This is a genomic window from Pseudidiomarina planktonica, assembly GCF_900177775.1.
Taxonomy (GTDB): Bacteria; Pseudomonadota; Gammaproteobacteria; order Enterobacterales; family Alteromonadaceae; genus Pseudidiomarina; species Pseudidiomarina planktonica.
In genome coordinates this window covers 1,375,960-1,400,594 of record NZ_FXWH01000001.1, presented here as the reverse complement: position 1 = coordinate 1,400,594, position 24,635 = coordinate 1,375,960, and the positions used below count along the sequence as shown (strand labels likewise).

Sequence of the window (24,635 nt, the reverse complement as noted above, 5' to 3'; positions counted from 1 at the left end):
ACTTAGGAGATCTTGGATTGAAACTAATTCTCGGATTGGTTGCGGGAGCAGGATTCGAACCTACGACCTTCGGGTTATGAGCCCGACGAGCTACCAGACTGCTCCATCCCGCGTCCGAGTGAGGCGCATATTAAAGAAGACCCTGCCGAAGCGCAAGCCCTTATTTTGTTATTCGGTGATTAATTGCCCAAAAGCGGTTCAAGCGCTGAAATAACCAGCAGTTTCGACAATACAGCAGCCTCCAGCTTCGCTATAATTAGCGCCTAATGCATATTCGGGAAAAATCACCGCATGACAAAACCAGCGAGCTACTTTGCAACCTGCGCGAAAGGGCTTGAGCCTTTATTATTTGACGAACTCCAGCAATTGGGTGGCACTGACGTACGCCAAACCATTGCGGGCTGCTCTTTTTCGGCCGATACCTTAACTGCGTACCGCATTTGTATGTGGACGCGACTGGCAAGCCGGGTGCTCCTGTTGTTGGGTCAACACCACATTGATGAAGCGCAGGACATTGTCAAAGCCGTATCAGCGTTCCCGTGGGAAGAACATATGCAACCGGAAGCCGCTATGATAGTGGACTTTTCCGGTAGCCATCCGGCTATACGCCACACACGCTTCGGTGCCCAGCTGGTAAAAGACGGAGTCGTAGACCGCTTTCGCGAAGTAGCGGGCAAGCGACCTAATGTATCTCGTGATGACCCGGACATACGTATTACCGCGCGGTTATCCAAAGACATACTGACCTGGTATCTGGATTTGTCCGGAGAAAGCTTACACCGTCGCGGTTATCGTTTACGCAAAGGCCTGGCGCCACTGCGTGAAACCTTAGCTGCTGCTATTGCCATTCGTTCCGGCATCAGTGCTGAAACTGATACTGCCGTGGCTGATTTATTCTGTGGATCGGGCACCTTGTTGCTGGAGTCCGCCATGATACGTTATCAACGTGCGCCGGGCTTGCGCCGTGACCGGTGGGGCTTTCATCATTGGCTGCAACATGAACAAAGCGCCTGGCAACAAATCCAAACCGAGGCCGAAACTATCTTTGAACAGGCTAAAGCCGAGCTCACCACCCATTTTTACGGGTACGATGTTGATGCCGATATGCTGGCTATTGCAAAAGAGAATGCTGAGCGGCTGGAACTGGCCGATGCTTTTACCTGGCAACAGGGCGATGCCACTGAAGTAGCAGCACCAGCCGAGCAGGGCGTGGTTATTAGTAACCCACCTTATGGTGAGCGTTTGGGCGAGGAAATAGAAACCTTATTGTTATATCGCCGATTTGGCCAAAACATACGCGCCCATTTCCAAAACTGGCAGTTGAATATACTGGCTGGTGACGAGAGCTTGCTGAAGCGCTTGAAGCTACGTAGCCATAAGAAATATAAGCTATATAACGGTGCTTTAGACGTAGTTTTAGCTTTATATGATATGACCAAAGAGCAAGCTGAATTTACTGAAAGTAAATCTGATGACATATCTAACAGGCTTAAGAAGAACTATAAGAAGCTAGAAAAGTGGGCGGCACAGGAAGGTGTGAGTTGCTGGCGACTCTATGATGCGGACTTACCTGAATACAACGCAGCAGTAGACGTGTACAACGATTATTTGATGATTCAGGAGTATGCCGCGCCGGATGATATTCCGCCAGCAGTGGCTAAAGACCGACTGTGGCACTTAATTGATAGCCTGCATCAGGCGTTGCCGTTTGAGGCAAATAAAATGACCCTGAAAGTGCGTCAACGTCAATCTGGTAAACAGCAGTATGAAAAACAAGAGCAATTGAACTGGACTACCATTGTGAATGAGTACGATGCCCAGTTTGAAGTGAATTTAACCGATTATCTGGATGCTGGGTTATTTCTGGATCACCGCTGGGTGCGCCGGGAACTGGCCAAGCATAGTGCTGGTAAGTCGGTGTTAAACTTGTTTGCTTATACTTGTAGCGCTTCCGTGCACGCTGCGCTGGCAGGTGCCAAAGAAGTGATCTCGGTGGATCTGTCGCGCACATACTTAGAGTGGGGCGCGCGTAACTTTGCCTTGAATAACCTGCGCAAGGCCGAGTTTCAAATGATTCAGGCTGATTGTGTGCAGTGGCTACGAGATCAACCGCCACAACAGCGCTTCGATTTGATTTTCCTGGATCCGCCAACGTTTTCAAATTCCAAGCGAATGGAAGACAGCTTCGATGTGCAGCGTGATCACGTGCAGTTACTGAAGCTAGCCGCACGTTTGCTAACCGACAACGGCGTGGTGTTCTTCTCCAATAACAAACGCAAGTTCAAGTTGGATGAAGAAGGCCTTGCCAGCATAGGTTTAATAGCCGAAGACTGCACTAAAGCGTCGATTCCGCCTGATTTTGCGCGTAACAAAGGAATTCATAACTTTTATAAGGTGCGTTTTCTTGACTGATTTTTACCTGCTAACCAAGCCTGATTGCACCTTGTGTATGGAGGCGCTGAAGCTTATTCATGAAACCGATTTGGATGAGCCCATTGAGCTGCATATGGTTGATATTTCAACTCAACCGGAATTGCTTGATGAGTATGCCTGGTTGGTACCCGTGTTAGTGCGTGCCGCCGACGATGCCGAGTTACGTTGGCCGTTTGGCGATCAACTTTTACCTTTCTTAGTTTCAGAAACAATTACCCCGACAGCGAGTTCGCAATAATTATGAGTGTTTTACGTATACAGCAAGCCCAACTCGCCTTTGGCGATCAAGCCATTCTTGATCATGTAGATTTAGTGATTGAACCAGGCGAGCGCCTGTGTCTGGTTGGCCGTAACGGCGCTGGCAAATCAACTTTGTTAAAGGCGATTGCCGGTGAAATTGTGTTAGACGACGGTCGAATTCAGCGTGTTGGTGATGCGGTAGTTACCCGTTTACCGCAGGATCCGCCCATGAACTCTGACCAAATGGTTTATGACTATGTGGCTGAAGGCTTGGCTGAAACCGGCGCTATTATTAGTGAGTATCACCGTTTGTCGGCGCAGTTAAATGATAATCCTTCGGACCAATTGCTGAACGCACTGGAACGCGCGCAATCCGCCTTAGAAGCGGTTGACGGCTGGACCCTAAGCTCACGAGTTGATGCAGTGCTGACTAAGCTGGCATTACCTGCTGACAGCACCATGGAGAACCTTTCCGGTGGTTGGTTGCGTCGAGTCGCTCTGGCGCGGGCGTTGGTTGTGAACCCTGATTTGTTGTTGCTTGACGAGCCAACCAACCACCTTGATATTGAAATGGTGAAATGGCTGGAAGAAACCTTGCTTGATTTCAAAGGTGCGGTGCTATTTATCAGTCACGACAGGGCGTTCATACGCCGTCTGGCAACACGTATTATTGACCTGGATCGCGGTAGCTTAACCAGCTTTCCTGGTAGCTACAGCAAGTACCTGGATAAAAAGCAGGAATTGCTGGAAATTGAAGAAGCGCAAAACGCAGAATTCGATAAAAAACTGGCTCAGGAAGAAGTGTGGATACGTCAGGGCGTGAAAGCCCGCCGTACCCGTAACGAAGGGCGTGTTCGCGCCCTGCAGGACTTACGAAAAGAACGGGCGGCGCGCCGCAATCAACAAGGGCAGGCGAAGCTGTCGGTTAATCAGGCCAATCGCTCTGGTAAGTTGGTATTCGAAGGTGAGCAAATTCAATTACGCTTTGCTGAGCAAGTGATTATTGATGGCTTAGATTTCACCTTGCTACGCGGCGACAAAGTGGCGCTGGTTGGTCCGAACGGCTGTGGTAAGAGTACGCTTATTCGCGTTATTCTTGGTCAGCAGCCAGTAGATGCCGGGGTTATTAAGCTTGGTGCCAATTTGGAAGTTGCCTACTTTGATCAACACCGGGCCAAGCTGGATCCTGCGTTGTCAGTTGCCGAAAACGTGGGTGATGGCAAGCAGGATGTAACCTACAACGGTCGTACCCGCCATATATTAAGCTATTTGCAGGACTTTCTGTTCAGCCCGAAACAAGCGCGAACGCCGGTTAAAGCCTTATCTGGTGGTGAACGTAACCGGGCGCTATTAGCAAAATTGTTGCTACAACCAAGCAACCTGTTGGTATTGGATGAACCTACCAACGATTTGGACATAGACACCCTGGAGCTATTAGAACAAATTATTACCGAGTATTCGGGCACTGTTATTCTGGTTAGTCACGATCGTGAATTTGTGGATAACACAGCTACCAGTGTGTTGCTGTTTGAAGGTCAGGGCAAAATCACCGAAATCGTGGGCGGTTTTACGGAAATAAATCACTATTTGGCGCAATCTAACGAGCCTGTGGGAACTAAACCAAGTTCCAATTTGTCACACAGCGATACGACTTCTGAGCGGCCGGTTGCTGGTCGCAGTGGTAAGAAAAAGTTATCATACAAATTACAACGTGAATTAGATGCTTTACCTAAGCAAATAGAGGCTTTAGAAACTGAGCAGGGCGAGTTGCAACAGCAAATTGCCGCGCCTGATTTTTTCAATCAGCCAGTTTCAACCACAGAACCTGTTATGCAACGTATGGCGGCTCTTGAAGAAGAGCTTTTGCAAGCGTTAGAGCGATGGGACGAATTAGAGCAATTACAACAAGAGAGCAGTCAGTAATCATATGAAAATTTTTGTTCATGGAACCTTAGCCGCCGCAGTTGTGGTCGCATTAAGTGGCACTGCACAAGCCGATACTTTTCAGTTCACTGAAATAGAAACACCAGAAAACCTGCGGAATTTAATTCCTGCTGCTATTAATAATAGTGGCCAGGTTGCTGCCGTGGGTCGCTTTCCGAAAGATATCGAAATTCGTCCCGAATGGATAACACCTGAATTGCGTCGGCAGGCCGGTATCCCTCAGGATACCGATGACGAAGTGGTAGAAAGCATTACTGATGCACAATATGACCGCTTGATTCCATTGTTGGAAGACCGTTTTAACAGTAACTTGCGTAACCAGCGTATTGGTACCAACAGAGCTGTGATTAGTAACGGTACCACCGAAGTGCTGCAATTTTTTAATGACACTGATCCGGCCACTCCTGAACTTGAAAACGCAGTCGAAAGCTCACTGTATCAACTGAACGAAAATGGTGTTTATGTTGGTTACGGCAGTGCTCCTTATCGCCCGCTGGTACATACCTACACCACGGAAGTTGACGGTGAAGACGTTGAAGTTGAAGAAACTTTCTTCGAGCGCGACTTTATTAGTCGCGGCGTATGGTACTGGGATGGCCAGTTAAAAACAGTTGAACCGCCTGAACAGGCTCAGCTAGGCGGCGAATCGGCTATTCTTGATATCAATGAAAACAACCTGGCGGTTGGCTATGCCAGCGTAGGTGTTTCGCCATCGGCACAAGAAGATATTGATAACTGTACCGAAGAAACCGATGCGGTTGAAACACGCCCGGATTATGCCTGCGTGTGGAACCTCTGGTATCAACGCCAGGGTTCACTAATTACCTACTTGCGCAGTTCGCAGTTTGATCGCACCCAAATTACCGGCAATAACTCCATTTATGACGTGCATGCCTTTATGTGGCAGCTCGATGCAAACGGTGATGTGATTAGTGCGACCGATTTGGGCACTTTGGGTGAGCGCGATGCAGAAGATGATGACTTAGATTATTCAAGCTATGCCTATGCAGTGAACAACAATGGCGTGGCAGTAGGGCAGAGCTGGACCTATTACAATGGAAACACAGGTATTCGCGTGAAAATGCCAGTATATTTCCAGGATGGCGAAGCTTTACCAATTACAGTTGATGAAAGATATCGCTGGGGTGCTGCAGTTGATATCAATGACAACGGTCTGGTGGTTGGTTATGTGAAACGTTTGGTGAACGACACCTTACGCGATGTCCCTTTTATGTATGATTTAGGCAGCGCAGAACCTGAACTGGTTGAACTGGATAGCTTTTTCATAGGATCAGCTGCAGTGGTTACAGCAGTGAATAACAGTGGCGTAATAGTAGGTAGTGCGGAAGTAGAAGCTACTATTTCAGGCAATCGCCGTCGTGCTGGTTTTATGATGGACACTACCGCCGACAACATGGAAATGATTAACCTGAACGATACCATTCGTTGTGATACCGATTATTTCATCGTGTCAGCTGAAGACATTAATGATAACGGTCAGGTATTGGCAACAGCTCTGGTGAATGTTAATTACACTGACGAGAATGGTAATCAGCAGATTCGCACGGACACCAAAACACTGAAGCTAGATCCTACCGGCGGTGAGATAAATAACTGCCAACAAGAGCAAGGACTAGTTGAGCGCTCTGGTGCTTCTACAGGATTATTCTCGGCGTTTGGTATGTTGTTGATCGGTGGGCTTATTACAATTCGCCGTAAATTTTTCAACTAACCAAAATTCTTATTCTAAAAAGAATTGATATTAAAAATCGCGCAGTATCATAGAGTTATTATCGTTTTATGACACTGTGCGATTTTCTTCATTGAACTCCTTCCAATACTTGCTATCTCTATATATAGGCATCACAAAAAGCTGATTGCCTGTTTATTAGATATACATCCCTTCAATACTTTGCAGGACGAGGAATCAATGATGAAAAGACAAAAACGCGATCGCCTCGAACGCGCACATTCTCAAGGTTTTAAAGCTGGCGTTTCAGGGCGCTCCAAAGAAGTCTGTCCCTATCAATCAACAGATATACGCTCACAATGGCTGGGTGGTTGGCGTGATGCCATGGAAGCAAGGGGCGATGGACTTTATCGCTAATTGTCACCGTTAAAATAAAAAAGCCCGCCTGTTGCAATAACTGGCGGGCTTTTTGGTTCTTAGGCTGTGCCTTTGTGCAGCAGAGCTTAGAAGTTTGATGTGTCGGTGAAGAGTCCGACCTTCAAATCTTTCGCGGTATAAATTTCTTTTCCGTCTACTTCAACACGGCCATCGCCAATACCCATATAAAGACGACGTTTCATAACGCGCTTCATATCAATAAAGTAACTAACTTTCTTCGCCGTAGGTAAGATTTGTCCGGTGAACTTAACGTCACCTACACCTAGTGCACGACCGCGGCCCGGGCCACCGGCGTGAGCCAGAAAGAAACCGGTGAGCTGCCACATGGCATCCAAACCAAGACAACCAGGCATAACCGGGTCACCAATAAAGTGACAACCGAAAAACCATAGGTCAGGGTGAATATCCAACTCTGCGTGGATAAAACCTTTACCGTGGGCGCCGCCATCTTCGGTAATTTCCACAATCCGATCCATCATAAGCATGTTCGGTGCAGGAAGTTGGCTGTTGCCAGGGCCAAACATTTCACCACGGCCGCAGGCCAGAAGTTCTTCACGTGTGTAGCTTGTCTGTTTCATAAACACCTGATGATTAGTAAAAGATACGGCGCTTAGCTTAGCGAACAGTTGTACGCTAAACAACTCCGATTAGTTCTTTTCTTTATCTTAGTACTTAATCGCGCTTAGTTAAACGCTGCCAAAACGAAGGTTGACCTTCCTGACGGTGCAGTTGATGCAAACGATCGCGGATACGATCAAACACTTCCTGTTCGGGCGTTTGTGACAGTAGCTCAAGCGCTTCACTTACATGGCCTACCGCATAAATTTGAAACTCATTGGCCTCAACCGCACGTGCTATGTCGCGGCTAAGGTTTAGCTGGCTCAGGTTGGCAGTAGGGATAATAACGCCTTGCTGGCCGGTTAAGCCGCGCGCCTTACACACCTCGAAATAACCTTCAATTTTCTCGTTAACCGCGCCAATAGCTTGCACCCGACCGAACTGATCGACCGCGCCGGTGCTGGCTAAACCTTGCTGTAGCGGAATATCAGCCAATGCCGACAGTAAGCAACAAAGCTCTGCCATAGAGGCGCTATCGCCATCAACTTCATGGTAGGACTGCTCAAAAACAATGGTGGCCGACAACGACATAGGTTCGTTGCGGGCGAACAAATTAGCGATATACGCGGTTAAAATCATCACGCCTTTGGTGTGAATGTTACCGCTTAACTCAGATTTACGTTCAATATCAATAATATCGCCGTCGCCGTAATGCACGGTAGCGGTAATTCGCGACGGTTCACCAAACTCAGTGCCGCCGGCACTGATAACCGTAAGACCGTTCACCTGGCCAACAGCGCTGCCACTGGTAGCAATATAGACTTGCTCTTCCAAAATCGCCCGGCGGCTAAGCTCGGCAATATAACCACTGCGATGCCGTGACTGCAGCAGGCTTTGCTGGATTTGGTCTGCGTCAATACGCTCTAACTTGGCGGCCAGGGCCAAACTGTTCGCCTCACGCAGCAGTTGCATGAGTGCAATGCTGTCTAAGCTTAGTTCATGCTGATAATCGGTAATGCGCGCAGCAAATACCAATAGCTCGGCATAGGCGGCGTCGGTTAACGGTAATACGTTTGCTTCCTGCCAAACGTAATACAAATAATGGAAATAGTCGGCAATAGGTTGCTGGGTAATTGAGTAATGGCCCGCAATATCAGCCAGGTATGGGAACAGATTATCAAAATCACGATCGAGCTCGCGCAATTGAGCGTATATATCGCGGTCGCCCAGCAGTAGCACTTTTAACCGAACCGGTATAGGCTGCGGCTCGTAGTAGGCGGCAATACTGCCGTCACCTGGTTGCGGCCAGTGAAATTCACTGGTTTTTAGCACGTGCTTCAGGCGCCGCCAGAGACCTTCCTGACGTAACAGCTCTTCAGCATCAATAACCAAAATGCCGCCATTAGCGCGAAGCAGGGCGCCTGGCTCAATTAAATGCAGGTTAGAACTAATGGTGCCTTGTACTGACTGCAGTCTAATACTGCCAAACAGCGAGGCTTCGGTAACGCGATCACATAAGTAATAAGGTTGCGTACTTTCATGCGCCACAATCACATTGGCCAACTCGTCACCTGGTAAGTCAGCAAAGGTTAAGTTACCTAACCGGGTTAGATAATTTGTCAATGAGTCGCTCTGATGCGCCTGAATCATCGCTTGTTGGCGTTGTGTACGCTCATCGGCAGTAGCACCTAGCAGCGCCACTAATTCTTCGACAACGGTTCCAGCATTCCCGGCTGGCACCTGAACGCAAACAGGGCGGTGCGCTGAATCCGGATTCGCAAGATATAACCAATCTACGTATTGCGGTTGGAACTCGCATTGACCAATAACAGCCTTTAGAAAATCCGTGGTACGAACGCCCGCAACCGTTGAGATGTAAGCGTGAGCATAGCGCCCGGGTATCTGCAGTGACTGTTTTAATGCTGTTACCGCACGTTGCTGCCCAACTAAAGGTCGGGATTCAAGCTTGTCTGGACGCTGGCTGGCCAGCATCTGAGTATCAGGCATGAGAGCTTGTGCAGTTAGCTTGCTTGGTATGGCCAGTTTGGTCATGTAAATAGGGTTCCGGGTAGCTTATTCAACAAAGGGTAATTGTACCTGATGTCACATCTATATGAAGAAATTATTAAAAACTCCGATTATTTGCGATGGTGACTATGCCGAAGCTCATAATTTAGCCAAAAGTAAACAATAAGTAATGGAAATTCAGGTCTAGCTGAGTAAACTATGCAAAAAGTAGAACTCATGAGTATAAGATTGTGATCGATTTAAGCAACAACATCATCATTGATGAATTCTCTCAGAAACATCGCGTGCATAGCGCCGAAGATGTCAAAAAGGTACTGAACTCATCAACTTCACCCTTGGTTATTCTGCGCAACGGTAATGTTGGTGGCTTTAGCTTAATAGGTATTAGCGCACCTAAAGGAGAACAACGTCGGTTTACCTTTTCAAATCAGCAAGATCTCTGCCTGCAGGGAATTTCTGTGTTGCTGAATCAAAGCGTATTCAAAACAGCGCCTGTAAAAACTCCAAACAAAGCGAATGGTAAAGCGTCCGAATCAGCCATGGGCGACTACAAAACCAAAGATACACTTTTTACCGAAACCGAGTACAAGCGTAAATTGCGTTAACAGGTTTGGAAGATAGTTATTTCCAAAGCGTAAAACTGTAGCCAGATTCCATTCAATACATCCTCAATTTTATCGACTTCAAATTCCGTTACAACCAGTTCAAATGAATAGGCCGCGAAAACGGCCGGTTCTTACCCTGGTTTTCCCTATTTATTGATTGCGTATAATGTATATTATGTTAAATCATACTCATGTCAGTTTATAGCCGTTAGGTAACTAGTTACTTATTCTTCAGGAAGAAAACGGATCTCGCCGTACCAGGCGCTCACCTTTTGCTTGGTGTTGTCGCAGTCGGTCATGATGGCGAATGCTGATAGCTCGGTTAAATCACGGTCGTGAAGGCGTTTGAAGTCTTCGCGAATGTTGCGGCGTTCTATGCGCCAATCATCGCTAAAATCGTCAGCACCGCGCAGCGCCACCATGGTTGCCTGTGATGCGTAAGCGTTGTCCCAGGTGCTGCCTTGCTGTTGCTGGCTGGACCAAACGTAATTGATAGCGCGAGTACGCCACACCAGTAGTTTATGTTCATCTACTGCGTAAATACGGGCCGGGTAATCATCGCCGGATTTACTTTGCTCGTTGTTACCTTCAATACCTTCACGCACACGCCAGCGCCATTCAACGATAGGTGTTTTAGTTAAATCTATGGCTTCGCGCAGGAATAACCCCGATGCGGTGCCCTGCTCGCAGCTTGCGTATACAGCGGGCTCACCGGTTGGAGTTTCACTTAGTTCGTAATCGGTATAACCACTGAAGGAGTGTTTGTCCCATTCAATAATGTCTTTGGGTGCAAAAACCAAAGGCTCTGCAGCTTGCGCAGTTACTGGGTTAACAGCAACTCCGCAAGCAACCAGAGCTACTCTGATGGCCAAATTAGTGGCCATAGTCTTTCGCGGCGGCAAGCTCGTCATGCAGTTGTTTACTTTCATCTGCACGAGGCTTGGTAAAGCGTGCCAGGCCTAAATACAGCACTGGCGTAAGGTACAGCGTGAATACTACTGCAATACCTAAACCACCAAATACCACCCAACCTATGGCATTCCGCGCTTCTGCGCCGGCACCAAATGACAGAATTAGCGGTAAACCACCTAAAATGGTTGAGAACAAGGTCATCGCGATAGGACGTAAACGGATTTTGGCCGCGTTCTCGACCGCTTCACGCAGCGGTAAACCACGGTCACGAAGCTGATCGGCAAACTCCACTAACAGAATTGAGTTCTTCGCCAACAGCCCTATTAACATCACTAAACCAATTTGTGAGTAGATATTAATGGAGTTTCCAGTTAGGTACAGGGCGAAAATTGCTGCCGCAATACCGAATGGAACCGTTAATACCACAACAATAGCACTATTCACGCTCTCAAATTGCGCAGCAAGCACCAAGAGCACAATAACAAAGGCTAAGATGTAGGTTAACGCAATCTCGTTTGCGGTTTCCTCATAGGCTTCAGCCTCACCAAGGAAGATTAAAGCCACGTTTGAAGGTAGATTTTCTTGTCCTAAATCACGTAAACGCTCAACCGCTTCCTCCAGCGGAAACTCATCGGGTAACTCCATGTCGATTTCGATAGCACGACGTTGTTTCTGACGCTCCAGCTCTGCAGCTACACCTTCTTCGGTAATGTAAGCAAGGCTCGATAGTGGCACCAGTTCACCAGTGCTTGAGCCTACGTACAGATTGGTAAGATCGCTCGGATCATTAATCATGCTACTATTTGCTTGCAACATAATAGGTACTGACTGATCACCTACGTTTAAGTCGGCGATATCATCACCATTAATAGCGGCGCGTAAGGTTGCAGCAATATCGCTAAGTGGCACACCTAATTGCTCCGCTCGGCGACGATCAATATTCACCCGCAACTGCGGCTGTGTTGGCTGATAAGAAATACGTGGCGTACCCAGTTCCGGAATATTGTCACGAATTACGGTTACAAACTCTTGTGCGGCAACGAATATCTCCTGATAGGTTTCGCCTGTCAGAGCTATTTCAAGACCACCGCCCTGTCCGCGCAAGTTTAGACTGTTCGAACCGAAGGCGCGCGCCGGTGCACCTGGGATTTCAGATAAAGGTCCGCGTATTTCGTCAATGATTTCCTGTTGCGAGCGATCGCGCTCTTCCCAGTCTTCCAACTGTACGGTAATAAACACCAGGTTTGGATCCCACTGGCCCACCACCGTATTAATCGACTTCACATCGCCACCATTTACGTAAGGCAGCAGTATGGATTCCATTTCCCGTGCCTGGCGATCCATAAAGTTTAAGCCAACCCCATCAGGGCCACGCGCAAAAATACGAATAGTACCGCGGTCTTCCGGAGGCATAAGTTCATTTTCAAGTTGGCTGTACACAGCTACCGCACCAAGCGCAGCAACGATGCTGGCAATAACCACAAACCAGGCTTTATCTAGCGCCCAGTGCAGAGTTTTGCTGTAGAAATTCTGTAGTTTGGTGCCAATACCACCAAGCGGATGGCCTTTGTTCTCTTTTAGCGGCAAGCGTGCAGTTAATGCAGGTACTAGTGACAGCGCCACAAAGGATGAAATGATAACAGCACCGGCAAGTACCCCGCCGAATTCGCGGAATAAGCGCCCTGCTGTTGAAGGTAAAAAGGCAATAGGCACAAATACGGCAACCAACACCGCAGTGGTTGCAATAACAGCAAAGAACACTTCGCGGGTACCAATAACAGCGGCAGCTCTGGCGCCCAAACCCATGCCCCGACGGCGCTGAATGTTTTCAGATACCACAATGGCATCATCAACAATAAGGCCGGTTGCTAATACCAGAGCCAGCAAGGTTAAAATGTTAACCGAGAAACCCAATGCCCAGATAATGCCCAGTGAACCTATCAACGCTACCGGTATGGCAAGAGCCGGAACTATAGTGGCGCGACCGGAACCAATGAATAGCCATAAAATACCAATGACCAATAAAATGGTAAGTCCGAGTGAGGTAATAACTTCAGATACTGAGCCGCGAATAAATTCCGCATCATCGTTGGTCACGCTAATGTCTAATTCTGGAAAGCGTTCATTCAGTTGTTTCGCCAACATCAGCACTTCGTCTGATATTTCAATGGTGTTGGAGCGCGCCTGACGAATAATTCCCAAACCTAATACGGTTTTGCCATCTAGCCGAACCAAGCTTTGCGCATCGGCCGGACCAAAGTAAACCGACGCAATATCACCAATGCGGGTATCGCCGCGAACCACGATATTTTCTACTTGCTCAGCCGTAACTGAGGTAGCATCTGCACGCACAATAAGCCGTTGATCGGTGGATCTTAAGCTGCCAGCTGGCACATCAAATGGCGCCTGGCGTAATACTTCGGCTATGTCTGTAACGGCCAGACCAAAACTGGTTAACCGGAGCGGATCTATAACTACCCGCAGTACCCGGCGCCTGTCACCATTTAATCGTACATCAGCAACACCAGGTACACTCAGAAACTGCGGAGCCAAGTCGGTTTCAACCATTTCCGTAAGGGTTTCTAAATCTAAGGTATCGCTTGATATAGCCAGGCTTACTACGGATTCGGCGTCGTTATCAGCTTTAATAACGGCAACTTGTTCCACGTCCTCCGGCAATTCGCGCTGCACCCGGCTCACGGATTCGCGGGTTTCGTTGGCGGCATCGTCTAAGTCGGTACCTGGGCGAAATTCCACTACAATACGAGTACTATTTTCTTCACTGGAAGCGCGTATTGATTTAACCCCACTTACCCGGGCTACCGCGCCTTCCAAACGGCTGGTTACTTCGGTATCAACGGTTTCCGGAGCTGCGCCCGGGAAACTGGCACTTACCGTTACTATGGGGCGATCAACGTCAGGTAGCTCGCGCACCTCAACACCATTTAACGCCGCTAAACCAGCAATAATAATAAGCAAGTTTAAAACAACTATTAATACCGGACGTCGAATCGACGTAGACGCTAAATCATTCGCTTCAGCCGTCGGCAGGTCTCTATTGTCGTTTTCGTTAATGTCGTTGCTCATTAGTCGCTACCCACTTGCTCATCGTTAAAGATAACGGATTGGCCGTTGCGCAGACTTTGGATGCCCTCGGTAATCAGCACGTCGCCCAGGCTTAACTCGCCAGCAACTAAAATCCGCCCTTCCAGACGCTGTTTAATTTGTACTTCAACACGTTTTGCTTCTTTGTTGTCGGCAATCCACACATAGGCGCTATCGGCACCCCAGGACAGCGCCGACTCTGGAATCACCGCATAGCTGTCGCCCTGAATTTGTAAACGTACGCGAAAGCTCATACCCGGTCGATATAAGTCGTCTTGATTATCTATCACGGCTTGCGCGCGCAAAGTACGACTGGCGCTATCAATACGAGAATCTACATTAATAACTTTGGCGGGAATTTCTGCACTGCGGTTCTGCCATGGCTGCACGCTCAGTTCGGCGCGGTTGCGCAATAGTTCCGACGCTGCTTCAGGTGCACGGAAATCTACCAAGAGCTGGTCACGCTTATCTAAGGTGGTGATCATGGTGGTGGTGGTAACCCGATCACCGACTTCAACATCAGTGATACCTACAACGCCTGCAAAGGGAGCCCGAATCATGCGATCTTCAAGATTGGTTTCGGCTTCGTCCAGTTGCACTTCAATTAAATCGCGAGCTATTTCGGCTTCATCCACGTCACTTTGTGGTACTGCGCCATTTTCGCGACTTTGTTTCAACCGATCCAAGGTGCGCTCAGCATCCATTAATTCCAAGGTGGCACGGGCTACCGCAATCTCCTGCCGACGCGCATCTAGCTTTACCAGCACGGCACCAGCTTCCACCTTGTCACCGGCATTGAAATTAACTTGAGTAACTTCGTCTGCTACGGCCGGATAAATACTAACGGAGCGGATTGCCTGAGCTGTGCCTACGGAATCAACGCGAGTGCGTTCGCGTTCGAAGGTTAATTGTTCAACCTTTACTTGGGCGCCCTGGTCACTTCCCCAGCTTTGCGTATGTCCGACAGGACTATTCATCATAATAGCGGTGGTGAATAAGCTGATGGCTAAAAGCCTGGTTGAACGCATGAAAAAATCCTCAGTACAATCGATTGTGGTCACTGTTGTGAGCAATAGTGATAGTTATTGCAAGTATACAGATATTAAGCAGATCTTGATCAAAGGCGGCCGTGCATCTTCGATGAAAGCACTGTTTTTGTGCGACCAGCGCCTTGAAATCGGCATTTATATTCGTAGCCAATAAAAAACGCACCCTAAGGTGCGTTTTAACAAGTTCTGAAAACCTTTCATACTACATTGCAGAAGGTGGTAACAGAACGGTATCAATTACGTGGATGACACCATTGCTGGCTTTAATATCTGCTTTTGTCACTGTTGCGTTACCAACCATAACACCATCACGGGCATCAATTGCTACGGCAGAACCTTGTACGGTTTCCGCGTCCAACTGCTTACCGGCAATGTCTTTGCTCATCACTTTTTGGCCTAGCACGTGATAAGTCAGTACGGCTTGCAACTGAGCTTTATTCTCTGGCTTCAACAGATTCTCAACAGTACCTGCTGGTAATTTTTCAAATGCGGCATTCGTTGGTGCGAATACAGTATATGGGCCATCACCTTGCAGGGTTTCTACTAAATCAGCAGCTTTCACTGCTGCTACCAGAGTTGAAAATTGGCTGTCGCCACTTGCTATAGTAATAATGTCTTTCTTCTCGCCATGGTGATTTGCAAGTGCTGATGCCGAGAAAACTAATACAAATACCGATGTTAGTAACATTTTCGCTGAACGTAACATAGTTGTACTCCTTTAGGCTGTTAAATGTTGTTGTTCGCAGAGTTATACGCCTCAGTTATTAGAATGGTTTTTAATCAAATGTAAAAAAATAGTAAGTGAAAATATCGTCGATCTTTTTTACATGCTCGCTACGTAGCAACTAACATAAGTGCAATGATGAGACAGGAAGCCCAAAGCCGATGCCTAATTTGTTAAGACATTCGAAACTTACTACGCAACTTGACTTGCTTTGCCCTGCCCCAGTTGTCAGGGCTTTGGTGAGTGGCTTTTGCCTTGCTCTGATACTCGGCATTCCCCTTGCGCCAGCTTATGCACAAGATCCCGTGACTGTTGCTGAAGTGAAACGAACTGCCATTGTTGAGGTAATTCGTACTAGCGGAACCTTGGTGAGTTTGCGTAATGCACAGGTGAGTGTACGCACCGCGGGACTAATAGAGTCCACTGCCGCTGAAGCCGGCGATATGGTTACTGACGGGCAATCCTTATTGCGTTTAGATGCTGAGTTAATACAAAGTGAAGTAGCTGTTGCTGAAGCCGAACAACAGCAAGCCGAAGCATTAGCTACTGATGCCCAACAACAGTTTGAAGAACTGGCCACTCTGGAACAGCAACAAAGTGTCGCTACCAGTGAAGTGCGCCGGGCGCGTGCCGAGCTGGCAGCAGCGAAAGCCAATGCGACAGCGGCCGCAGCGAATGCCGAGCGTAGTCGGGTTATTTTAAGCCAGCATCAATTAAAGTCTCCTTTTGCCGGTATTATTGGTGAGCGCTATGTCACTGCTGGCGAATGGGTTAATCCTGGTGATATTGCTTATCAGTTGGTCGACCCTAAGCAAGTTTACGCGGACTTCTACCTTCCCCAAGCCAGTGCGCGTTTTATAAAAAAGGACCTTCCGGTTCAGTTATTGTTGAACAAAGACCGCAGCTATAAAGGACGGGTTGCCGAGCTAGTGCCCGTAGCGAACCAACCAAGCAGAACTTTTAGGGTCAGGGTGAAACCGAACGACGCGCTACTCCAGGACACTATTATTGGTGCGGCGGTTGAAGGTGAATTTCGTTTTGAACTGGCAGAACAAGGTCTGGTTGTTCCTCGGGATGCTCTGGTGCGATATCCAGACGGCCGCACAGCAGTATGGATCGCGCAACAGAATGACGATAATCAATGGGGAGTATCTCAGCAGCAAGTAACTATTGGACGCACCTTTGACGGCCTGGTTGAGATTGTCGATGGATTATCGGCTGATGCCCGTGTTGTGGTTCGCGGCAATGAGTCGTTGCAACAAGACCAACAGGTTGAGCTGGTAGAAGCTAGCTCAAACGGTGACCGCTAATGTTTGAAGCTATTATCCGCCACGGCACTATCATGGCCGTGGGCGCATTGATTTTGGTGGTGCTTGGGGTTCTTGCGGCGTTTCGAATTCCGGTACAAATGATCCCGGACTTAGAAGTACGAACTATTTCGGTGCAAACCAATTGGCCCGGCGCCACTCCGCAAGATATAGAAAAAGAAATTCTTATTGAGCAAGAAGAATTCTTGCGCAATATTCCCAACTTGCAACGCATGACCGCAACCGCCAACAGCAGTCAGGCGTCCATTGAACTTGATTTCCCATTTGGGGTGGATGTTACCGAAACCCTGATTTTGGTAAATAACGCATTAAGCCAAGTGCCTGACTATCCTGAAAATGTTGATGAACCGCAGATATTTGCTGCGTCCTTCTCCAGCAACGCATTTATGTACTATCGGGTGGTTCCCCTGCCCGGCAATCCTCGCCAGCTTGATATGGTCATGATGCGTGACTTCGTGGAAGATCGCGTACGTAATCGCATGTCGTCGGTAGCTGGGGTATCACAAATTGGTGTTAGCGGCGGTGCCGAGCGGCAAATCCAAATCCATTTAAATGGACAGGAATTGGCCGCGCGGGCTATTCCGGTTACGCAGGTGCGCGACGCCATTCGTGCGCGAAATCAGGACGCCTCAGCGGGTGAAGTGGAGAGTGGTAAGCGTCGATACTTGCTGCGCACCGTTGGTCGCTATGACGACTTAGATGAATTGCGCAATACCATTATTAGCCAGCAAGGTGATCGCGTGACACGCCTTCACGACGTAGCCGTGGTAGTTTTTGATCATTATGAATTACGCTCGGAGTCTTGGTTCCGCGGTGAACAGGTTATTAGTCTGCAAGTGCAACGAGAACTTGGCTCCAACGTTATCGACATAAAGTATGCCATGCAGGCCGAAGTTGAACGTATCAATGACGAAGTATTAAACCCGGCCGGTATGACCTTGCAACTAAATTCTGACGATGTTCGCTATGTGGAAGCCTCGGTCGCGAACGTATGGCAGAACCTGGCCATAGGTGCGGTATTCGCCACCTTAGTTATGTTTCTATTTTTACGCAGTGTTAAAGCCACTGTGGTTGGTGTTATTGGCGTACCTATATGCACCATTGCCGCGTTTTTGGGGCTATTACTATTCGACCGAACCATTAACGTGATTTCATTAGCCGGTATTGCCTTTGCCATCGGCATGACGCTTGATAACACTATTGTAGTGCTGGAGAGTATTGAGTTAGAACGCAAACGCGGATTAAAACGCTTTGAAGCGGCCGCAGCAGGCGTGCGCAAAGTATGGCCGGCGGTATTAGCGTCCAGTTTAACCACCATGATGGTGTTTTTACCTATCTTATTTATTCGCGAAGAAGCCGGTCAGTTGTATTCCGATGTGGCTATTGCCATTGCGGCCGCAATTTTGGTTTCTATGCTGGTGGCTATTACGCTGGTTCCCACTATATTAGCGCGATTAAAATTTGCCGGTAAAACCTCATCGACGGCAAATTTACAACAAGCCACTGTCGCGCGCTTAAGGAAAACCTTTCACTCCGGCAAAGCTCGTGCAACAACGCTGGTTACAACGCTTATTGCCAGTGGCGCTATTGTGATTTGGCTAACCCCACCGGCCGAGTACTTACCTGAAGGTGAGGAAGCGAAAACCTTTGCGGTGATGAATGCGCCGCCGGGTTACAACCTCCAGACAATGAGTGCTATTGGCGCAGAGTTACGTGAGTATTTCACCCCGGCGTTAGATTACGAAGTGGGCCAATACGATCGCGGCGAAGTTGAAATACCTGCCCTGCTTACCTTTACCCTTAGTGTTTCACCGGAAAGTTTACGCATCATTGCTGAAACCAAAGATGATGCCAAGATTGATGCATTAATGGATGTTATTACCGAGCGCTATGAGTCGTATCCGGGCATGCGGGCATTTGCATCGCGCGGTTCTATTATTAGTAGCAACGATGGTGGTACCCGCAGCATTAACCTGGATATTTCAGGGCCTGATTTGGTTAGCGTATATGACGTTGCACTGGCAGCCTTCCGGCGCGCTGAAGAGGTGTTTGATAACCCGCGTATTCAGTCTAATCCGGCGTCATTGTCATTGGCGCAGCCATTGGTGCAGATAAAGCCCAATTGGGACCGCTTAGCGGAACTGGGACTGGATGCAGACGATTTGGGTTACATCGTGGCCTCGCTAACCGATGGTGCCTTTGTGAACGAGTTTTTCTTAGCCGATGATAAAATTGATATCTTCCTATACAGTGCGGCCGGCCAGCAGGTGGCGCTGGATAGTTTACCGGACTTACCGGTTTATGGCCCGGCTGGTGGGCCGGTGCCCTTGTCAGCATTGGCGCGAATCGTTGAAACCGTGGATACCAGCGTCGTACGCCGCGTGGATGGGCAACGAACGGTAACCTTAAACATTATCCCGCCACGTTCGGTCGCGCTTGAACAAGGCGTGGAAATGGTACTTACTGATGTGGTTGGCAGCTTAACTAAAGATGGTCAGATCCCCACTGATGTGAACACCACGATCTCAGGTGCTGCAGACCAGTTGGATGCAACCAAAGAGGCGCTGTCCAGTAACTACATTGTTGCATTGGTCATAATTTACCTGTTGCTGGTGGCCATTTTCAGTCATTGGGGCTATCCACTGCTGATCATGACTACTATTCCACTTGGTATAGCAGGCGGAATGGTTGGCCTGGCGCTAATGAATGGCATTGGTTCGTTGTTACCTATGTTTGGTCTGCGCGAACTGAACCAGCCCTTTGATATGATAACCATGCTTGGCTTTCTCATTCTGATGGGAACTGTGGTGAACAACCCTATTTTGATTGTTCATCGCGCCATTGAAAATGTGAAAGAGCAAGCTGAAGATGTGGTTACTGCAGTTACCGAAGCTGTTGATTCACGCATTCGACCCATTGCAATCTCTACGCTGACAACGCTGTGCGGGCTATCACCGCTGGTGTTTATACCCGGTGAAGGAACCGAACTCTATCGTGGTGTAGGTGCTATTGTATTGTTTGGTCTCATTGGGGCCACTGTGGTTACGCTAACGGCACTGCCGGCGCTTACAATATTGGTATTACAGTGGCGTCAACGTTGGGTGAAAAATTGAAACTGAAGCTCGTAGCCTGCACTATCGGTGCCACTTATCGGCACTGATAGCTGCCATTGCATGTGCGCTAAGCTGCACGCCCCCACCAACACACTGGCCTGCCATTGGTTAGCGGAAAGGTTAGCGGAAACCTGCTGCCACCGCACCGGAATTTTCCCCATATACATGTCTACGCCACGCAATTCACTGGGTTCTGGCATCACCTCAGAAGGTAAAGTCAGTAACAACTGAAATTCTTGCTCCACGCGGGGCTGCTGTGGATCTAATTGCAAGTTTGCTTCGTTATTACTATATATGGAATCAAGTGCGCTAATAACCTTAGGGTTCAATTGTGATAATGCCCCGGAATTAGCTTCGGGACTGTCCGCCGGACTACATCCCACAAGAAAAATAAACACACTCAATTTTAACAAATATCGCATCAGCTATAGCCACAATTTGAGGTCTAACCGCATTGATTAAACAATTGCCGAGTTTATCAACAAAACTTTGTTCCAAATCAGTATTTTTTGGAATCTAAACTATATTTTTGCAGGTGAACACCGTAAAATCGGGTTGTTTGAGCAGGAGCACCACAGCTAGCGGTGTCCGTTGTCCTGTTACATTCGTCTTAGACCATACAACTCTGTTTCTCACTCAGAGCATTACCGCGGAAGATTATGATGAGCCAAACGAGTCCACAAGAAGTCGAGTATAACCTCAAGGTTGTTCGTCAATTTTCAATAATGACGATCATTTGGGGTATTGTCGGAATGACTGTCGGAGTTCTGATTGCAGCCCAGTTAATCTGGCCTGAACTGAACTTTAACACCCCCTGGTTAACCTACTCACGGTTACGTCCGTTGCACACCAATGCGGTTATTTTCGCGTTTGGTACCAGCGCCCTCTTTGCTACCTCTTATTATGTGGTGCAGAAAACCTGTAAGGTTCGGCTGTTCTCTGACAACCTGGCCGCGTTCACGTTCTGGGGCTGGCAGGCCGTTATTATTGCAGCTGTTATTACCTTACCTATGGGTCTTACTAGCTCAAAAGAATACGCCGAGCTTGAGTGGCCAATTGATATTCTGATTGCGGTTACCTGGATTGCCTACGTTATCGTGTTTTTCGGAACTCTGGTGAAACGCAAAACCTCGCACATTTATGTGGCAAATTGGTTCTACGGCGCGTTCATAATTACTATTGCAGTACTGCATATATCGAACAGCATGGCAGTGCCAGTATCTTTTGGTAAGTCTTATTCCATCTACTCCGGTGCCGTCGATGCGATGATGCAGTGGTGGTATGGCCACAACGCAGTCGGCTTCCTGTTAACAGCAGGCTTCTTGGGCATGATGTATTACTTCGTGCCAAAACAGGCAGAGCGTCCGGTTTATTCGTATCGCCTATCTGTGGTTCACTTCTGGGGTCTGATTTCGCTGTATATTTGGGCCGGACCGCACCATTTGCATTACACCGCCCTGCCTGACTGGACTCAGAACCTCGGCATGGTGATGTCAGTAGTACTTTTTGTACCGTCCTGGGGTGGCATGATCAACGGTATCATGACCTTGTCAGGTGCCTGGCATAAGCTGAAAACCGACCCTATTTTGCGCTTCCTGATTGTATCCCTGTCGTTCTACGGCATGTCGACCTTTGAAGGTCCAATGATGGCGATTAAGTCTGTAAATGCGCTGTCTCACTACACCGACTGGACCATTGGTCACGTGCACTCTGGTGCGCTTGGCTGGGTAGCCATGATTACTATAGGTGCCTTGTACCATCTGATTCCACGTCTATATGGGCAAACTCAGATCCATAGCCTGCGGTTAGTTAACATCCATTTCTGGCTGCATACCATAGGTGTGGTTTTATACATTGTAGCCATGTGGATTTCAGGCGTTATGCAAGGTCTGATGTGGCGTGCGGTAAATACCGACGGCACCCTTACCTACAGCTTTGTGGAAGGGGTACAAGCATCTTACCCGTTCTGGTTCGTTCGCTTCGTTGGTGGGTTGTTTATTGTCGCTGGTATGCTCTTGATGGCATACAACTGCTACAAGACTATCCGCGCTGAAAAGCAGCTAACTGCCACTGATAATGCGGCCCAGAGCGCGTAAGGAGTCGTCCAGATGAGTAAGAAATTGAAACACGAATTTGTCGAGAAGCACGTTGGTTGGTTATCAATTCTGATGATTATCGCTATTGCGATCGGTGGTTTGGTTGAAATCACGCCGCTGCTTTATCAGAAGCAAACCAATGAACCTGTGGTGGGTCTACAGCCATACTCAGCATTAGAGCTTGAAGGCCGTGACATATACATCCGTGAAGGTTGTAATAACTGCCATAGCCAGATGATTCGCCCATTCCGTCATGAAACCGAGCGCTACGGTCATTATTCACTAGCCGGCGAGCACGTGTGGGAACATCCATTTTTATGGGGTTCAAAACGTACAGGTCCGGATCTAGCTCGGGTTGGTCAACGGTACAGTGACGAATGGCATTATGTACATTTAATGAATCCGCGTGATGTCGTGCCGGAATCAAATATGCCAGCCTACCCATGGCTGGACGAAAACACGCTTGACGGCGAATTAACCGCCAAGAAAATGCAGGTATTCCGTTCTTTTGGTGTGCCGTATACCGATGAAGATATTGCTGGTGCAAAAGAAGCCGTACAGGGCAAAACTGAAATGGAAGCCCTGATTGCATATCTTCAATCACTAGGAACCGCTTTGCAGCGGGCCGAGTAACAGGTGGGCTTGCAATGTTTGGTTTAGATTACGGAACCTGGCGCGGTGTATATACCGTTTTAGTGTTTGTGCTGTTTATTGGTGTCGTTTGGTGGGCTTTTGGCAGTAAACGCCGGAAGAAGCAATTCGATGAAGCAGCCAACTCAATTTTTGACGAGCAAGATTCGTCAGTAAACAGCAAAAAGCAGGAGTCTAAGAACCATGAGTAGCTTCTGGAGTGCATGGATTATAGTGCTGACATTGGGCACCCTGATCGGCTTAATCTGGCTGTTACGCTGGAATATGTCCAACTACACTGACGTCCCTGAAGGCGAGGAAATGGATCATGATTTCGACGGTATAGTTGAAATCAACAACCCACTACCAACCTGGTGGACTTACCTGTTTTGGGTGTGTCTGGCCTGGGCCTTTGTTTACTTAGCACTCTACCCTGGCCTAGGTAACTTTAAAGGGCTATTGGGTTGGAGTAGTTCGAATCAGCAAGTACGCTCGTTGGAAGAGTCACAACAAGCGGTTCAAGCGGCTCGTGAAGATGGTGACATCGTTCAGTATGACCGGGAAATTCGTCGTGCTCAGGAAGAGTTTGGACCCATTTTCCAAGCCTTTGCTCAGCAGCCAATTAAAGATCTAATTAAAGATGAACAAGCGTTAAAAATCGGACAGCGCCTATATTTGCAGAACTGTGCACAATGCCATGGCTCTAATGCAATGGGCGGCAAAGGTTTCCCTAATTTAACGGATGACGACTGGTTATATGGCGGTAGTCCGGAAGATATTAAAGTATCGTTATTGGAAGGCCGCCGCGGCAACATGCCGAGCTGGAATGAGCAGTTTAACGAGCAACAAATCTCCGAACTGGCTACTTACGTGCTGAGTTTAAGTGGACGTAAAGTAGATACTGAAATGGCCAAAGCTGGTGAGCAAAACTTTGCGGTTTGTGCTGCCTGTCATGGTCAGGATGGTAAAGGTAATCAAAGTCTGGGTGCACCAAACTTAACTGATAACATTTGGTTATATGGTGGCTCGCAGGCTGCGGTTGAGGAAACCTTACGCGAAGGCCGTTTCGGTGTAATGCCTGCTTGGAAAGATATTCTGGGTGAGGATAAGATACATATTATCAGCGCTTACGTTTATAGCCTTTCCAACGAATCCGAAGAAGAGTAACGAAACGAAGCCCCGCTGTTGCGGGGTTTCTTTTAATAACCGCCTTGGCAGTTAAGGAAGTATGAGTTAATGGTAAAACCTTGGTATAAGCAAGTATGGCCTTGGGTACTAATCAGTATTCCCTTCTCGGTAATTATTGCTATGGCTATTACGTTAACCATTGCCAGCCAGTATGGTGGCACGCCAATGGTTGTTGATGAATATTATAAAAAAGGCCGTGCTATTAATGCTGAGGTGTCTAAGGTTGTCGCTGCACAGGATCTTGGCATTAGTTTTGAGTTAACCCAGCAAGATCAGCAGTTTTCATTACGATTTAACTCTGGGGAACCTGAAGCGTTAACGGCATTGCGGGTAAGCTTTTACCATAGCACTTTGGCCGAGCGAGACCTGGAAGTGCAATTAACGGCCAATGCGAATGGTGTATTCCGCGGAGAATTACCCGACATCAGCAGCGGTAAGTGGACTATTACTATTCGTCCATTCGACAACAGTTGGCGTTTAAGTCAAAGCATACTGCTACCAACGCAAGAGCCTATCATACTTAAACCGCAAACTTACGGTGTATAGGGCTAAGC

At 48.0% G+C, this 24,635-nt stretch carries 20 protein-coding genes and 1 tRNA gene; 13 read left to right on the top strand and 8 right to left on the bottom strand.

The genetic code is table 11. From position 1 onward, the window contains the following. Positions 1 to 36: 36 nt before the first annotated feature. Positions 37 to 113 (bottom strand) — tRNA-Met (locus tag CCE91_RS06610). A 178-nt stretch (positions 114 to 291) separates the two neighbouring features. Between CCE91_RS06610 and rlmKL the strand changes: the two genes are divergently transcribed. The 5 genes from rlmKL (at position 292) to rmf (ending at position 6,724) form a co-directional block, all read left to right on the top strand. Next, positions 292 to 2,412: a bifunctional 23S rRNA (guanine(2069)-N(7))-methyltransferase RlmK/23S rRNA (guanine(2445)-N(2))-methyltransferase RlmL gene (gene rlmKL, locus CCE91_RS06605; protein WP_086434418.1), complete on the top strand. Its 2,121-nt coding sequence runs from the start codon at positions 292 to 294 to the stop codon at positions 2,410 to 2,412. Next, positions 2,405 to 2,671, top strand: a complete 267-nt coding sequence (locus CCE91_RS06600; protein WP_086434417.1) for a glutaredoxin family protein — start codon at positions 2,405 to 2,407, stop codon at positions 2,669 to 2,671. Before rlmKL ends, CCE91_RS06600 begins: the two co-directional genes overlap by 8 nt. A 2-nt stretch (positions 2,672 to 2,673) precedes the next feature. After that, on the top strand, positions 2,674 to 4,596 hold the full coding sequence (uup, locus tag CCE91_RS06595; RefSeq protein ID WP_086434416.1) for an ATP-binding cassette ATPase Uup: 1,923 nt from the start codon (positions 2,674 to 2,676) through the stop codon (positions 4,594 to 4,596). Positions 4,597 to 4,600: 4 nt separating this feature from the next. After that, positions 4,601 to 6,349: a DUF3466 family protein gene (locus tag CCE91_RS06590; protein WP_086434415.1), complete on the top strand. Its 1,749-nt coding sequence runs from the start codon at positions 4,601 to 4,603 to the stop codon at positions 6,347 to 6,349. A gap of 201 nt (positions 6,350 to 6,550) precedes the next feature. Continuing rightward, positions 6,551 to 6,724 carry a ribosome modulation factor gene (gene rmf, locus CCE91_RS06585; protein WP_086434414.1) on the top strand — a complete coding sequence of 58 codons (174 nt, stop codon included), beginning with the start codon at positions 6,551 to 6,553 and terminating at the stop codon, positions 6,722 to 6,724. An 86-nt stretch (positions 6,725 to 6,810) separates the two neighbouring features. Here rmf and fabA read toward each other — a convergent pair whose 3' ends face one another. Then, positions 6,811 to 7,323, bottom strand: a complete 513-nt coding sequence (fabA, locus tag CCE91_RS06580) for a 3-hydroxyacyl-[acyl-carrier-protein] dehydratase FabA (RefSeq protein WP_198677974.1) — start codon at positions 7,321 to 7,323, stop codon at positions 6,811 to 6,813. 94 nt (positions 7,324 to 7,417) lie between these two features. Continuing rightward, the gene (locus CCE91_RS06575) at positions 7,418 to 9,355 is read right to left on the bottom strand and encodes a Lon protease family protein (RefSeq protein ID WP_234996274.1); all 1,938 of its coding nucleotides are present in this window, start codon (positions 9,353 to 9,355) and stop codon (positions 7,418 to 7,420) included. A 206-nt stretch (positions 9,356 to 9,561) separates the two neighbouring features. Between CCE91_RS06575 and CCE91_RS06570 the strand changes: the two genes are divergently transcribed. Beyond that, complete coding sequence (locus CCE91_RS06570) at positions 9,562 to 9,936, top strand: hypothetical protein (protein WP_086434413.1); 375 nt, start codon at positions 9,562 to 9,564, stop codon at positions 9,934 to 9,936. A 224-nt stretch (positions 9,937 to 10,160) separates the two neighbouring features. On the opposite strand, the gene CCE91_RS06565 is transcribed toward CCE91_RS06570, so the two are convergent. The 4 genes from CCE91_RS06565 to CCE91_RS06545 all read right to left on the bottom strand — a co-directional run bounded on the left by CCE91_RS06565 (position 10,161) and on the right by CCE91_RS06545 (position 15,708). Next, positions 10,161 to 10,820, bottom strand: coding sequence for a DUF3047 domain-containing protein (locus tag CCE91_RS06565; protein WP_198677975.1), 660 nt, complete (start codon positions 10,818 to 10,820; stop codon positions 10,161 to 10,163). Then, positions 10,810 to 13,935 carry an efflux RND transporter permease subunit gene (locus CCE91_RS06560; RefSeq protein ID WP_086434411.1) on the bottom strand — a complete coding sequence of 1,042 codons (3,126 nt, stop codon included), beginning with the start codon at positions 13,933 to 13,935 and terminating at the stop codon, positions 10,810 to 10,812. The genes CCE91_RS06565 and CCE91_RS06560 overlap by 11 nt, the downstream gene beginning before the upstream one ends. Further along, on the bottom strand, positions 13,935 to 14,981 hold the full coding sequence (locus tag CCE91_RS06555; protein WP_086434410.1) for an efflux RND transporter periplasmic adaptor subunit: 1,047 nt from the start codon (positions 14,979 to 14,981) through the stop codon (positions 13,935 to 13,937). Before CCE91_RS06555 ends, CCE91_RS06560 begins: the two co-directional genes overlap by 1 nt. A gap of 223 nt (positions 14,982 to 15,204) precedes the next feature. Beyond that, positions 15,205 to 15,708, bottom strand: a complete 504-nt coding sequence (locus tag CCE91_RS06545; RefSeq protein WP_086434408.1) for a fasciclin domain-containing protein — start codon at positions 15,706 to 15,708, stop codon at positions 15,205 to 15,207. A gap of 257 nt (positions 15,709 to 15,965) precedes the next feature. On the opposite strand from CCE91_RS06545, the gene CCE91_RS06540 reads away from it, so the two are divergent. Both CCE91_RS06540 and CCE91_RS06535 read left to right on the top strand, forming a co-directional pair. Further along, positions 15,966 to 17,036: an efflux RND transporter periplasmic adaptor subunit gene (locus CCE91_RS06540; protein WP_157984128.1), complete on the top strand. Its 1,071-nt coding sequence runs from the start codon at positions 15,966 to 15,968 to the stop codon at positions 17,034 to 17,036. Beyond that, positions 17,036 to 20,167 (top strand): efflux RND transporter permease subunit, encoded by a 3,132-nt coding sequence (locus tag CCE91_RS06535; RefSeq protein WP_086434406.1) that lies wholly within the window; start codon positions 17,036 to 17,038, stop codon positions 20,165 to 20,167. Before CCE91_RS06540 ends, CCE91_RS06535 begins: the two co-directional genes overlap by 1 nt. On the opposite strand, the gene CCE91_RS06530 is transcribed toward CCE91_RS06535, so the two are convergent. Further along, positions 20,146 to 20,439, bottom strand: a complete 294-nt coding sequence (locus CCE91_RS06530) for a hypothetical protein (protein WP_126797141.1) — start codon at positions 20,437 to 20,439, stop codon at positions 20,146 to 20,148. The genes CCE91_RS06535 and CCE91_RS06530 overlap by 22 nt on opposite strands. 390 nt (positions 20,440 to 20,829) lie before the next feature. Here CCE91_RS06530 and ccoN point away from each other — a divergent pair, with 390 nt between their 5' ends. From ccoN to CCE91_RS06505, 5 genes are all read left to right on the top strand, one after another. Beyond that, positions 20,830 to 22,263, top strand: coding sequence for a cytochrome-c oxidase, cbb3-type subunit I (gene ccoN, locus CCE91_RS06525; protein WP_086434404.1), 1,434 nt, complete (start codon positions 20,830 to 20,832; stop codon positions 22,261 to 22,263). 12 nt (positions 22,264 to 22,275) lie between these two features. Continuing rightward, positions 22,276 to 22,896, top strand: coding sequence for a cytochrome-c oxidase, cbb3-type subunit II (ccoO, locus tag CCE91_RS06520; protein ID WP_086434403.1), 621 nt, complete (start codon positions 22,276 to 22,278; stop codon positions 22,894 to 22,896). A gap of 14 nt (positions 22,897 to 22,910) precedes the next feature. After that, positions 22,911 to 23,105 (top strand): cbb3-type cytochrome oxidase subunit 3, encoded by a 195-nt coding sequence (locus CCE91_RS06515; RefSeq protein ID WP_086434402.1) that lies wholly within the window; start codon positions 22,911 to 22,913, stop codon positions 23,103 to 23,105. Next, a complete protein-coding gene (gene ccoP / locus CCE91_RS06510) occupies positions 23,098 to 24,060 on the top strand; it encodes a cytochrome-c oxidase, cbb3-type subunit III (RefSeq protein ID WP_086434401.1) in 963 nt (320 codons plus the stop codon). The genes CCE91_RS06515 and ccoP overlap by 8 nt, the downstream gene beginning before the upstream one ends. Before the next feature lie 69 nt (positions 24,061 to 24,129). Further along, positions 24,130 to 24,627, top strand: coding sequence for a FixH family protein (locus CCE91_RS06505; protein ID WP_086434400.1), 498 nt, complete (start codon positions 24,130 to 24,132; stop codon positions 24,625 to 24,627). The last annotated feature ends 8 nt before the right edge of the window (positions 24,628 to 24,635 follow it).

What these genes read in the sequence shown, in the direction of transcription:
- CCE91_RS06560 (WP_086434411.1), bottom strand. Translation starts at nt 13,935, where the DNA reads ATGAGCAACGACATTAACGAAAACGACAATAGAGACCTGCCGACGGCT.
- CCE91_RS06590 (WP_086434415.1), top strand. Translation starts at nt 4,601, where the DNA reads ATGAAAATTTTTGTTCATGGAACCTTAGCCGCCGCAGTTGTGGTCGCA.
- CCE91_RS06545 (WP_086434408.1), bottom strand. Translation starts at nt 15,708, where the DNA reads ATGTTACGTTCAGCGAAAATGTTACTAACATCGGTATTTGTATTAGTT.
- CCE91_RS06575 (WP_234996274.1), bottom strand. Translation starts at nt 9,355, where the DNA reads ATGACCAAACTGGCCATACCAAGCAAGCTAACTGCACAAGCTCTCATG.
- rmf (WP_086434414.1), top strand. Translation starts at nt 6,551, where the DNA reads ATGAAAAGACAAAAACGCGATCGCCTCGAACGCGCACATTCTCAAGGT.
- CCE91_RS06515 (WP_086434402.1), top strand. Translation starts at nt 22,911, where the DNA reads ATGTTTGGTTTAGATTACGGAACCTGGCGCGGTGTATATACCGTTTTA.
- CCE91_RS06535 (WP_086434406.1), top strand. Translation starts at nt 17,036, where the DNA reads ATGTTTGAAGCTATTATCCGCCACGGCACTATCATGGCCGTGGGCGCA.
- ccoP (WP_086434401.1), top strand. Translation starts at nt 23,098, where the DNA reads ATGAGTAGCTTCTGGAGTGCATGGATTATAGTGCTGACATTGGGCACC.
- fabA (WP_198677974.1), bottom strand. Translation starts at nt 7,323, where the DNA reads ATGAAACAGACAAGCTACACACGTGAAGAACTTCTGGCCTGCGGCCGT.
- ccoO (WP_086434403.1), top strand. Translation starts at nt 22,276, where the DNA reads ATGAGTAAGAAATTGAAACACGAATTTGTCGAGAAGCACGTTGGTTGG.
- CCE91_RS06565 (WP_198677975.1), bottom strand. Translation starts at nt 10,820, where the DNA reads ATGGCCACTAATTTGGCCATCAGAGTAGCTCTGGTTGCTTGCGGAGTT.
- rlmKL (WP_086434418.1), top strand. Translation starts at nt 292, where the DNA reads ATGACAAAACCAGCGAGCTACTTTGCAACCTGCGCGAAAGGGCTTGAG.
- CCE91_RS06555 (WP_086434410.1), bottom strand. Translation starts at nt 14,981, where the DNA reads ATGCGTTCAACCAGGCTTTTAGCCATCAGCTTATTCACCACCGCTATT.
- ccoN (WP_086434404.1), top strand. Translation starts at nt 20,830, where the DNA reads ATGAGCCAAACGAGTCCACAAGAAGTCGAGTATAACCTCAAGGTTGTT.
- CCE91_RS06505 (WP_086434400.1), top strand. Translation starts at nt 24,130, where the DNA reads ATGGTAAAACCTTGGTATAAGCAAGTATGGCCTTGGGTACTAATCAGT.
- uup (WP_086434416.1), top strand. Translation starts at nt 2,674, where the DNA reads ATGAGTGTTTTACGTATACAGCAAGCCCAACTCGCCTTTGGCGATCAA.